Raw genomic sequence first — 11,799 nt, 5'->3', positions numbered from 1 at the left:
CCGGGGCCCGGGGCGGGGGGGGGCCGGCCCGGCCCGGGGGGGGGCGGGGGGGGGGGGGGGCGCCCGCGGCCCTGGGGGGGCCGGGCGCCCGCCCGCGCGCCGTCAGGCCTTGACGTTGACCGCGGTCCAGGCGGCGGCCACGGCCTTGGCCTCGGCGCTGTTCGCGCCGTAGAGGTCGGCGGCGGCCTTCAGGGTCCCCACACGGGCCCCCTTGTAGTCCGTGGTGGAGGTGAAGTACGAGGTCAGCGCCTTGTACCAGATCTGCACGGCCTTGTCCCGGCCGATACCGGCGACGGTGGAGCCGTCCACGGTCGGGCTGTCGTAGTGCACGCCGTTGATGTCCTTGGCGCCGCTGCCCTCGGACAGCAGGTAGAAGAAGTGGTTGGCGACGCCGGAGGAGTAGTGGACGTCGAGGTTGCCGACGCCGGCGCTCCAGTAGTCGGCCGAGCCGCGGCCGTCCCTGCTCGGCTTGTCCTGGTAGCGCAGCGGCGTGCCGTTGCCGAAGATGTCGATCTTCTCGCCGAGCAGGTAGTCGCCGGTGTCCTTGGCGTTGTTCGCGTTCCACTCGACGGCGGTGCCGAAGATGTCGGAGGTGGCCTCGTTCAGGCCGCCGGACTCCCCGGAGTACTCCAGGCCCGCGGTGGCGGAGGTGACGCCGTGGCTGAACTCGTGGCCGGCCACGTCGAGCTGGGTGAGCGGCTTCTTGTTGCCGTCCCCGTCGCCGTAGGTGATGGTGAAGGAACTGTCGTCCCAGAAGGCGTTGACGTAGGCCTTGCCGTAGTGGACCCGGGAGACGGGGGCCCGGCCGTCGTTCTTGATGCCGTTGCGCTTGAGGACGTTCTTGTAGAAGTCCCAGGTCTGCGCGGCGCCGTAGGCGGCGTCCACGGCCGCGGTCTGGTTGTCGGCCGGGCTGCCGGTGCCCCACTTGTTGTCGGCGTCGGTGAAGACGGTGCCCTTGCCGCTGGTCTTGTGCTTGAGGTCCACGGTGCTGGAGCCGCCGCGGACGCTGTCGACCAGGCTGTACGTCGACCCCGACTTGGTGGTGTTGAGCGTGACGGTCCCGCTGTACTGGGAGACGCCGGAGCCGGTGGCGGCGGCCTGGGCGGCCGGCTTCGCGGCGCTCGCGGTGCCCCGGCCGGTGCGGCCGTCGGTTATGGAGTCGATCAGCTGGGCCTCGTACAGCTTCGCGCCGGTGGCGGCGTCGGTGACCACCCGCAGCCGGCTCGGGGTGACCCCGTCCTGCTGCACGCCGGTGACCAGGGTCTCGTAGGCGAGGACCGGCGTGCCGGTGGCGGCCCAGACGACCTTGCGGGGGGCCTGGCCGGCGGCGGCGCCGGTGGTCTTCGCGGCACGGGCGGTGCGCACCGCGGCCGAGGCGGCGGCGGCCGGGGTCTGCTTCGGGGTCAGCGAGGCGACGGTGATGGCGGCCCGGACGGCCTTGGTGACGTCCTCGACGGTGCCGTCGGCGGCCCGGTGCACGATCAGGTCGCCACCGAGCACCGGCAGCCCGGCGTAGGTGCGCTCGTAGCGGGTGTGCACCGTGCCGTCCGCGTCCCGTACGACGTCCTTGACGACCAGCTGCTCCTGGGCGCCGAGGCCCAGCGTGCGGGCGGTGGCCGCGGCGGAGGTGCGGTCCTGGGACACCGGGGCGGACCCGGCCGACGCGCTGGCGGCAGCGGCGGCGAGCAGCGTGCCGGTGAGGACCACGGCGCCGGAGGTGAGTGCCAGGCGGCGGGCCCGGCTGCCGGTGGGGGTGAACGAAGACATGCGGTTTCTCCAGAGTTCATGGGGGGGTTGGACGGGATCGCCGCCCAGCCGTACACGGAGGACTGCCTGGACTGTTCGGTACTGCCTTGATGACCACGGACCTTCGCAGCCCGCCGCGCACATGTCACAGGGCATAAGTGGATCTTCGACAGGTCATGTCCGTTTTGCCGGGCGCCTCTTCATCGGAAGGACAAGGCCGTGACATGCACCGACACGGATGGCATATAAAGCCGCAACATCCGTGCAAAGAACGTGACGTTCCGGTCGGAGGCGCCAAGTGACCCGTGCGTACTGCACGTCGGGCTGATGACAAACACGACTGTCGGGGGGTGTCGGCGCCATGACACCTTGAAGCACGTCACCGACCGAGGGAGCAGGTGTGAACAACGGGCACGCGGCCTTCTGCGACGCAGACCGCTGGTTCTACGACGCGCCGTACCGGCGGGCCGGCGAGAGCTTCCCGGCCGCCCTGGCTCCCGTCCCCGAGGGCTGGACCTCGCACCGGAGCGGCGACTGGCTGGCCCTGCGGCCCCTCGGTCTCGAACTGCCCACCCAGGGCTGGAAGATCCACGTCTCGGCCTGCCTGGACAACGCGGAGACCGTCCTCGGCAAGGTCCACGCCTACTGCGTCGAGCGCCGGACCGCCTTCAAGTTCGTGCCCAGCCGCTACCTGCTGCACCTGCGCAACGCCAAGTACGCCGACCGCGCGGCCAGCGGGAAGTTCCTCACCGTCTACCCGGCCGACGCCCAGGACTGCCGGCGCATCGCCGAGGACCTGGACGCCCTGCTGGCGGGCGAGCCCGGCCCGTACATCCTCAGCGACCTGCGCTGGCACGACGGCCCGGTCCACCTGCGCTACGGCAGCTTCACCCTGCGGCACTGCTACGACGAGGACGGCGAACTGGTGCCGGCGCTCCAGGCGCCCGACGGCCGGCTGGTGCCGGACGCCCGGGGCCCGGTCTTCCAGCCGCCCGCCTGGGTCGAACTCCCCGACTTCCTCGAGCCCCACCTGGACCGGCGGGCCGCGGTCACCCTCGGCGAGGTCCCGTACACGGTGGAGCGGGCCCTGCACTTCTCCAACGGCGGCGGGGTCTACGCCGGACGCGACACCCGCACCGGCGAGCCGGTGGTCCTCAAGGAGGCGCGGCCCTTCGCCGGGCTGGCCGCCGACGGGGCCGACGCCGTGACCCGGCTGCACCGCGAGCGCCGGGCCCTGGAGCGGCTGGACGGGCTGACGTGCGTACCGGCCGTCCGCGGCACCTTCACGGTCGGGGACCACCACTTCCTGGCGCTCCAGTACCTGGAGGGCAAGCCGCTCAACACCTACTTCGCCCGCCGCCACCCGCTGATCGAGGCCGACCCCGACCCGGCGGAGCTCGCCGCCTACACGGACTGGGCGCTGAAGATCCACGCGCGGGTGACCGAGGCCGTCGAGGCCGTGCACTCCCGCGGCATCGTCTTCAACGACCTGCACCTCTTCAACATCATGGTCGCGGAGGACCCCGCCACCGGCGAACCCTCCGTCGCCCTGCTCGACTTCGAAGCCGCCGCCCACGTCGACGAGGGACTGCGGCAGACGGTCGCCAACCCGGCCTACGTCGCCCCGCCCGACCGGCGCGGCTTCGCCGTGGACCGGTACGCCCTGGCCTGCCTGCGGCTGGCCCTCTTCCTGCCGCTGACCAGCCTGCTGGTCATGGACCGGGGCAAGGCCGCGCACCTCGCGCAGATCGCGGCGGAGCAGTTCCCGGTGCCCCGGGCCTTCCTCGACGAGGCGGTACGGGAGATCCTGGCCGGGGCCGACGACGCCTCAGGGGTGCAGACCCCGCCGGGGGCCGTCGCCCCCGGTGGCGCGGTACCCGCCCCGCCCGTGCCGTACCTGCCCGCCGACCCGGCCGACTGGCCGGCCGCCCGGGACTCCCTGACGGCCGTCCTGCACGCCACCGCCACCCCCGGCCGCGAGGACCGGCTCTTCCCCGGGGACCCGGCGCAGTTCGCCACCGCGGGCGGCGGGACCGCCTTCGGGTACGGCGCCGCCGGGGTCCTGTACGCGCTCGCCGAGACGGGCGCGGCGCCCTGGCCCGAGGCCGAGGAGTGGCTGCTCGCCCGGACCGCGGACCCCGCCTCCGGCACCCCGCTCGGCTTCTACGACGGCCTGGCCGGACTCGCCTGGACGCACCGGCGGCTCGGCCACCACGACCGCGCCGGCGCCCTGGCGGAACAGCTGCTGGCGACGCCCTGGCAGTCCGTCGGACCCGACCTGCACAGCGGCCTGGCCGGCATCGGCCTGGCCCTGGACTCCCTGGGCACCGCCACCGGCGACACCCGCCTGCACAGCGCCGCGCTGCGCTGCGCCACACTCGCCGCCGAGGCGGCCACCGGGCTCAAGCGCGCCGGACTGCTCCACGGCCACAGCGGGATCGCCCTGCTGCACCTGCGGCTGTACGAGCGCACCGGCGACCCCGAACTGCTGCGCCGGGCCGGACACCTGCTCCACCGGGACCTGGACCGCTGCGTGACCAGCGCGTTCGGCACCCTCCAGGTGGACGAGGGCTGGCGGACCATGCCGTACCTCGGCGCCGGCAGCGTGGGCATCGGCGCGGTCCTCGACGACTGGCTCTGCCACGCGACCGACGACCGCTTCGAGAAGGCCCGGACCCAGATCGTCCAGGCGGCCCAGGCGACCTTCTACGCCCAGCCCGGCCTCTTCCGCGGCGCCGCCGGCATGATCCTCCACCTGTCCCGGACCACCACTCCCGGCCCGGGCACCCGGGCGGCCGACGTCGCCCGGCAGATCGAGGCCCTGTCCCGGCACGCCCTGCGCCACGAGGGACGACTCGCCTTCCCGGGCGAGCAGATGATGCGCCTGTCGATGGACCTCTCCACCGGCACCGCCGGCGTGCTGCTCGCCCTGGGCAGCGCCGCCACCGGCGGCCGGGCGCACCTGCCGTTCCTCCCGCCGCCGCGCACCGCGGCGGCCCCAGAGCCGGTCCCCCACGAGGGGGCCGTACCCCATCGGAACACCCCAGCGAAGGAAAGGAACCTGCGATGACCCTTCTCGACCTGCAGTCGATGGAGACCTCCAAGGACGAGACCTCCGAGGCCGCGTACCTCCACGGGGGCGGCAGCCGCGCCAGCCTGCTCCTGTGCGGCGACAGCAGCCTGAGCATCACCACCTGTAACTGATACAGGTCCCACCGGACCTGTGACCGACAGCAGGTCCCTCCGGGCCCGGGCGGCTTGCCGCCCGGGCCCGCACCTCATCCCGGACCCGCCCGCGCGGGCACGAGAGGAGCCGCCGCCGATGACCCCGACCGACGACCCCGGCGAGGCGGCGGCCGCCCGGAGCGCCGACCGGGCGCTGCGGGCCGCCGCCCGGCACAGCGCCGGCCGCACCGCCGCCGTGTTCGGCTGCTCGCTGGCCGCCGCGGGCGCGGCACTGGCCGAGCCGGCCGTCCTCGGCCACTGCCTCGACCTGCTGCTGCGCCGGGACCCGGACGCCACCCGCTGGGCCCTGTGGTGCGCGGCGCTGACCGCCGCCGAGGTCCTGCTCGACGCCGCGACCACCCGGCTCACCGGCAGCGTGGACGCCCGGTCGGCCGCCCGGCTGCGCCGCGGCGCCCTGGCCGCCCTGCTGCGCACCGCCCCGCACCACGCCGAGCGGTACCCGCCCGGCGAGACCGCGGCCCGGCTGACCGCGCACGCCACCGCCGCCGGGACCGTCCCGGCCGCCGCGGCCACCGCCGTGACGGCCCTGCTGCCGCCGCTCGGCGGGCTGGTGGCCCTCTTCCTCGTCGACGTCTGGACCGCCCTGGCGTTCCTGGCCGGACTGCCCGTACTGGTGCTGCTGTTGAAGGCCTTCACCCGGGACTCGGGGGCCAGCGTGGGCCGTTACCAGCAGGTGCAGCTCGCCCTCGCCGGCCGGCTCACCGAGGCCCTGGCCGGGGCCCGCACCATCGCCGCGGCCGGCACCGGGGAGCGGGAGGCCGCCCGGATCCTGGCGCCGCTGCCCGAACTGGGCCGGGAGGGGCGCACCACCTGGCGGATCTACGGCGCGACCATGGCCCGGACCGGCACCCTGCTGCCCCTGCTGCTCTACGTGGTCCTCGGCGTGGGTGGCGCCCGGCTCGCGGCCGGCGCGCTCGGCGTCGGGGGGCTGCTCGCCGCCGTCCGGTACGCGGGCCTGGCGGCCGGCGCCGGGGCCGTCACCGGCCGGCTGGCCGCGGTGGCGCGCGGCCGGGCCGCCGCCCGCCGTACCAGCGCCCTCCTCGACCTGCCCGAACTCCCCTACGGGACCCGGGAGGAGGTCCCCGACGGGCCCGGCACTCTGGAGCTGCGCGGGGTGCGGGTGGTGCGGGCGGGCCGGCCCGTGCTGGCGGCGGACCTGCGGATCCCGGGCGGCACCACCACCGCGGTGGTGGGCCGGTCGGGCGCCGGGAAGACCCTGCTGGCCGCGGTCGCCGGCCGGCTCACCGGCTGCGACCGGGGCACGGTCCTGCTGGACGGCGTCCCGCTCGAGGAGTTCGCACCGGCCGCGCTGCGCCGGGAGGTCGGGCACGCCTTCGCCCGGCCGGCGCTGTTCGGGGAGTCCGTCGAGGCGGCCCTCGCCTTCGGCGCCCGGCCGGCGCCCGGCCCGGCGGCGGTGCGGGCCGCGGCCCGGGCGGCCGGGGCGGACGCGTTCGTGCGCCGGCTGCCCGAGGGCTACCGGACCGCGTTGACCGACGCGCCGCTGTCCGGCGGGGAGCTGCAACGCCTGGGCCTGGCACGGGCGTTCTGCCGGGTCGGCCGGCTGCTCGTGCTGGACGACGCCACCTCCAGCCTGGACACCGTCACCGCCCGCGAGGTGCAGCGCGCCCTGGACCACGACGTACCGGCCGGCACCCGGCTGGTCGTCACCCACCGCACCGCCACGGCCGCCCGCGCGGACCTCGTGGTCTGGCTGGAGGACGGCCGGATCCGGGCCACCGGGACCCACGCGGACCTGTGGCGGGACCCGGCCTACCGCGAGGTCTTCGGCGCCGGCGGAGCCCCGGCCGCCGCCGCGGCCGACGGGTCCGCGGGGGCCGGTTCCGGAGCGGACGACGGAGCGGACGACTCAGCGGATGGCGCAGCGGCCGGCGGACCCGCCGCCGGCCCGGGCGTCCGGGAGGCGGTCCGGTGAGCGAGTCCGACGCGTGGCGGCGGGTCGGCGCCGAGGGGCGGCGCTTCCTGCGGGGGCGCCGGCGGACCCTGGGCGCCCTCGCCCTGTGGTCCCTGCTGGAGTCCGCCCACACCTTCCTCGGCGGGTACGCGGTGGCCCGCGCCCTCGACGACGGCTTCCTCGCCGACCGGCCGGGGACCGGCGCCGGCTGGCTCGCGGTGGCCGGGGCCGGGGCCCTCCTCGGCGGGTTCGCCCTGCGCGGGGTCTTCGCCGGCCTCGCGGACCTGGTCGAACCGCTGCGGGACGGCCTGGTGCGGCGGGCCGTCCGGCAGGCGCTGGAGCGCGCCCTGGCCGATCCGGCGCGGCCGGCCGGCGCGGCGGCCGTCTCCCGGCTCACCCAGCAGACCGAGATGGCCCGGGACTCCTTCGCGGGCCTGGTGCTGGTCGCCCGGTCCTTCGTGTTCACGGCCCTCGGCGCACTGGCCGGGATGGCCGCGCTGGCCCCGGTGCTGCTGCTCTTCGTGCTGCCCCCGCTGCTCCTGGGCACGGCCGGCTTCCTGCTCACGCTGCGCCCGGTGGCGCGGGTGCAGCGGCGGGCCCTGGACACCGACGAGGCGCTGGCCGCCCGGGCCGGCGAACTGGCCGCGGGGCTGCGGGACGTGGTCGCCTGCGGCGGCGGGGCCGCGGCGGGCGCCCCTGCGCAGGCGCTGATCGCCGAGCAGGAACGCCTGACCGGCGTGCTGGCCCGCTGGACCGCGCTGCGCACGCTCGCCCTGGGGGTGGCGGGCCGGCTGCCCGTGGTCGTCCTGCTGCTGGGCGCGCCCTGGCTGATCGGGCGGGGCCTGAGCGCGGGCGCCCTGGCCGCCGCGCTGACCTATCTGGTGCAGTCGCTGCTGCCCGCCCTGGACGCCCTGATGAACGCCCTCGGGGCCTCCGGCACCCGGCTGTTGGTGGTCCTGGACCGCTTCTGCCCCACCGGCCCGCCGGGCGGACCCGCGGCCGACCCGCAGGGCCCGCGGCCGGCGGCGCCGGAGCCCGGCGGACGGTCGGCACCGGAACCCGCGGCCGAACTGCGGCAGGTGCGCTTCGCCTACGGACCCGGGGCCCGGCCGGTGCTGGACGACCTCGACCTGGAGCTGCGCGCGGGCGAGCACCTGGCCGTGGTGGGCCCGAGCGGGATCGGCAAGTCCACCCTGGCCGCGCTGCTGGCCGGGCTGCTGCCGCCCGACCGGGGCAGCGTACGGGTGGCCGGGGAGCCGGCCCGGCGCGGCGGTGCGCCCGGCCTCGGCCGGGCCCCCGACCCCCGCCGGACCCTGCTGCCCCAGCAGGCGTACGTGTTCACCGGTACGGTCCGCGAGAACCTCTGCCACCTCTCCCCCGCCCCGGTGCCGCCGGACCGGCTGGAGCGCGCCGTGGCCGCGCTCGGGGCGGCCGGGCTGGTGGCGCGGCTGGGCGGCCCGGACGCCCCGGTCGACCCGGCCGCGCTCTCCCAGGGCGAGCGCCAGCAGCTCGCCCTGGTCGCCGCCTACCTGTCCCCGGCCCCGCTGCTCCTGCTCGACGAGGCCACCTGCCACCTCGACCCGCGGGCCGAGGAGCACGCCGAACGCGCCCTGGCCCGGCGTCCGGGCACGCTGGTGGTGGTGGCCCACCGCATCTCCTCGGCGGCCCGGGCGGACCGGGTCCTCGTCCTCGACGGGACCCGCGCCCTCCTCGGCACGCACGCGGACCTGCCGGCCCGGTCACCCCTGTACCGCGAGCTGGTGGGGGTCTGGAACGACGAAGGGTGAGGGGTGTCCGGCGGTGCCCGACGGGCCGGGGCATCAGACCCAGCCGGCCTTCCGGGATATCCGGATCGCGTCTATCCGGTTGCGCGCACCGGTCTTGCGGGTCACGGCGGCCATGTAGTTGCGCACCGTCCCGCAGGCCAGGTGCAGGGCGTGGGCGATCTCCGCGACGGAGTCCCCCTCCGCGGCCCGGGCCAGCACGCTCAACTCCCGTGGGCTCAGCGGCACCTCGTCGGCGTCGAGGAGGGCCGAGGCCAGCGAGGCGTCGACGAACCGCTCCCCGGCGGCGACCTTGCGGACGGCCCGCACCAGCCGGTCCGGCGAGCCGTCCTTGTCCACGTACCCGCGGGCCTCGGCCCGCACCCCCCGCCGCAGCGAACCGGGCGCGCCGGGCCGGGCCAGCACCAGCAGCGGCGGCGAGGGCTCGGACCGCGGTCCGGCGGCGCCCGTCCCGGCCGCGGCCCCGAGCGTGGCCGAGGCGCCCGGACAGTCGAGGTCGACGACAGTCACGTCCGGCCGTAAGGACTCGGCCTGGCGCGCGGCGGTCCGCCAGCCCGCGGACGTGACGTCGAAACCGCCTTCGCATCTCAGAAGGGCGGCGAGGCCGGACCGCACGAGGCTGACGCTGTGCAGGACGAGGACCTTGGTCATTTCGGGGGCTCTCCTCGGGTACTGATCGACGGGCACCACCTGCGGGTGCCCAGCAACCCCGGCGGAAGAACGCCCTCGCGCCGGGCGCACGGAAGCACGTGGCCGAACCGTGTCCCCCCGGCCCCCGCGCCCGCGGCCCCCGGGACCGGCCCCGGCCTCCGTCCCCACCCCGCCGGCCCGGCCCCCGCCCCGCCGCCGGCCCGAACCGGTACGGCCGATTCCGGGTGCCTGGGCCGGCCCCCGGCGCGTCCGGCGGACCGGGAGCCGCGCCCCCGGCGCCCACCCGGCGGTTGCGTGGACCCGCCCCCGAGGTGCCTCCGAGATGCCCCGGCCCACGATCGCAGAGCGCCCGGGCCCTCGCCGTGCCCGCCCGGGCCGGCGAGCGGAGTACCGCCCGCCGGCGCCGCGTTCAGTCCGCTTCGCCCGGCTTGACCAGGCCGCTCTCGTACGCGAAGACGATCGCCTGGGCACGGTCCCGGGCGCCGGTCTTGTCGAGGATGCGGCTCACGTGCGTCTTGACCGTCTGCTCGGCGAGGTACAACTCGCCCGCGATCTCCGCGTTGGAGCGGCCCCGGGCGACCAGGACCAGCACCTCGGTCTCGCGGGGGGTGAGGCCGTGCACCCGGCCCTCGGCGGTGCGGACCGGCGGCCGGCTGCGGACGAAGCCCTCGATCAGCCGCCGGGTGACCCGCGGGGCCAGCAGGGCCTCCCCGGCCGCCACCACCCGGACGGCCTGGACCAGGTCGGCGGGCGGGGCGTCCTTGAGGAGGAACCCGCTGGCGCCGGCGGCCAGCGCGTCGTAGACGTAGTCGTCGATGTCGAAGGTGGTGAGCATCAGGACCCGGGGGCGGTACGGGTCGCCGGGCGGCGGGTCCAGCAGCCGGCGGGTGGCCGCCAGGCCGTCCAGCACCGGCATCCGCACGTCCATCAGGACCACGTCGGGGCGGTGTTCGGCGCAGCGCGCGATCGCCTCCTCGCCGTCGCCGGCCTCGCCGACCACCTCGATGTCGGGCTGGGCGTCCAGCAGGGCGCCGAAGCCGGCGCGGATCATGGCCAGGTCGTCGACGACGAGCACTCTGATGGTCACTGCGGTCCTGACGGTCGGACGGACGGGGACGGCTCCGGGGGCACCCCCGGGCCCGAGGGCGGGGACGGGTCCGGAGTCGGGGGCTGGTCCGGAGACTCGTCCGGGGAGGGCGGCAGCGGGAGCACCGCGGCGACCCGGAAGCCACCCCCGGGCACGGCCCCGGCGCTCAGTTCCCCGTCGAGCATGGCGACCCGCTCCCGCATGCCGGCCAGCCCGTGCCCGCCGCCCCGCGGCTCCACGGCCCGACGGGCCTCCCGCGGCGCCGAGTTGACCACGGTGACGTGCAGGGCGCCGGCCGCCCGGCGGACCTCGACCTCCGCCCGGGCCCCGGCGGCGTGCCGCACCACGTTGCTCAGCGCCTCCTGGACCAGCCGGTAGGCGGACAGGCTCACCGCGACGGGCAGGTCCCCGACCTCGCCGGCCGGCGCCAGCCGGACCTCGACCCCGGCGCGCCGGGTGGTCTCGACCAGGCCCGGCAGGTCCCGCAGACCGGGCTGCGGGGTGCTCAGGCCGTCCGGCGAGTCCTCGTTGCGCAGCACGTGCAGCAGGCGCCGCATCTCCGCCAGGGACCGGCGGGCCTCGGCGGCGATCGCGCCGAACTCCTCGGCCGCGGCGGGCGACACGCCGGCCAGGCGGTAGGGCGCGCTGTCCGCCTGCACGGTGATCACGGACATGTGGTGTGCCACCACGTCGTGCAGCTCGCGGGCGATCCGGGCCCGCTCCGCCAGCAGCGTGGCCCGGGCCTCCTCGGCCGCGCCGCGCTCCTCGGCCCGCGCCAGCCGCGCCTGGACGTCGCCCCGGCCCCGGACCGCCTCGGCCGCGACGGCGACCACCGCGAGGATGCCGGCCGCCGGCAGCAGCCCGTACCAGCGGCCGGGCTGCGGGACCAGCAGGGCCAGGACGGCGCCGGCCGCCAGGACCTGGAGCCACATCGCCAGCGCCGCGCGGCCGGAGGCCCGCAGCCCGACCACGCCGAGGGTCACCGCGAGGGTGAGCACGGAGGTCACGGCCCAGGGCCAGGGCTCCTCCGCGGAGCCGGGCCGGGTCAGCGCGGCGGTCGCCACCACCGCGGCCAGCTCCGCCCACCAGGCGGCCCGCGGCCGGCTCAGGGCCAGGACCGGCGGCCCGGCCCGGAGCAGGCTCAGGGCCATGGCCGGGCCGTAGCCGAGGTCGTAGTGCTGGACCAGGTCCGCGGTACCGGTGACGTACCCGGCCACCGCGAGGAAGCACACCGCCCCGGTCAGGACCCGGTGGCCGCGCCGGCCGCCCGGGAAGGGCACCGACGGCCGCGCCAGGTCGCCCCAGGAACCGGCGGCCAGCGCGGCCGCCAGGGACCTCAGGCGCCGCCCGGCCCGACTGATGATCTTCATCGG

General features: G+C 76.9%; 8 protein-coding genes. 4 read left to right on the top strand and 4 right to left on the bottom strand.

The features are described 5' to 3' along the window. Positions 1–102: 102 nt before the first annotated feature. Positions 103–1,767: a M4 family metallopeptidase gene (locus AB0O40_RS08670; protein WP_365037089.1), complete on the bottom strand. Its 1,665-nt coding sequence runs from the start codon at positions 1,765–1,767 to the stop codon at positions 103–105. A 379-nt stretch (positions 1,768–2,146) separates the two neighbouring features. Between AB0O40_RS08670 and lanKC the strand changes: the two genes are divergently transcribed. From lanKC to AB0O40_RS08650, 4 genes are all read left to right on the top strand, one after another. Further along, entirely contained in the window at positions 2,147–4,816 is a 2,670-nt protein-coding gene (gene lanKC, locus AB0O40_RS08665; RefSeq protein ID WP_365037087.1) for a class III lanthionine synthetase LanKC, read from the top strand. Next, positions 4,813–4,950 (top strand): SapB/AmfS family lanthipeptide, encoded by a 138-nt coding sequence (locus AB0O40_RS08660; protein ID WP_365037085.1) that lies wholly within the window; start codon positions 4,813–4,815, stop codon positions 4,948–4,950. The genes lanKC and AB0O40_RS08660 overlap by 4 nt, the downstream gene beginning before the upstream one ends. Before the next feature lie 118 nt (positions 4,951–5,068). Further along, the gene (locus tag AB0O40_RS08655) at positions 5,069–6,925 is read left to right on the top strand and encodes an ABC transporter ATP-binding protein (RefSeq protein WP_365037083.1); all 1,857 of its coding nucleotides are present in this window, start codon (positions 5,069–5,071) and stop codon (positions 6,923–6,925) included. Next, positions 6,922–8,691, top strand: a complete 1,770-nt coding sequence (locus AB0O40_RS08650; protein WP_365037081.1) for an ABC transporter ATP-binding protein — start codon at positions 6,922–6,924, stop codon at positions 8,689–8,691. The genes AB0O40_RS08655 and AB0O40_RS08650 overlap by 4 nt, the downstream gene beginning before the upstream one ends. A 33-nt stretch (positions 8,692–8,724) precedes the next feature. On the opposite strand, the gene AB0O40_RS08645 is transcribed toward AB0O40_RS08650, so the two are convergent. The 3 genes from AB0O40_RS08645 to AB0O40_RS08635 form a co-directional block, all read right to left on the bottom strand. Continuing rightward, positions 8,725–9,339, bottom strand: a complete 615-nt coding sequence (locus tag AB0O40_RS08645) for a response regulator transcription factor (RefSeq protein ID WP_365037079.1) — start codon at positions 9,337–9,339, stop codon at positions 8,725–8,727. Positions 9,340–9,748: 409 nt separating this feature from the next. Beyond that, positions 9,749–10,426 (bottom strand): response regulator transcription factor, encoded by a 678-nt coding sequence (locus tag AB0O40_RS08640; protein ID WP_365037078.1) that lies wholly within the window; start codon positions 10,424–10,426, stop codon positions 9,749–9,751. Then, a complete protein-coding gene (locus AB0O40_RS08635; protein ID WP_365037076.1) occupies positions 10,423–11,796 on the bottom strand; it encodes a histidine kinase in 1,374 nt (457 codons plus the stop codon). Before AB0O40_RS08635 ends, AB0O40_RS08640 begins: the two co-directional genes overlap by 4 nt. Positions 11,797–11,799: the final 3 nt, after the last annotated feature.

Source organism: Streptomyces sp. NPDC089919 (genome assembly GCF_040684615.1).
Lineage (GTDB): Bacteria > Actinomycetota > Actinomycetes > Streptomycetales > Streptomycetaceae > Streptomyces.
The sequence above is the reverse complement of the archived record's forward strand: the minus strand, read 5'-3'. Positions and strand labels throughout refer to the sequence as shown.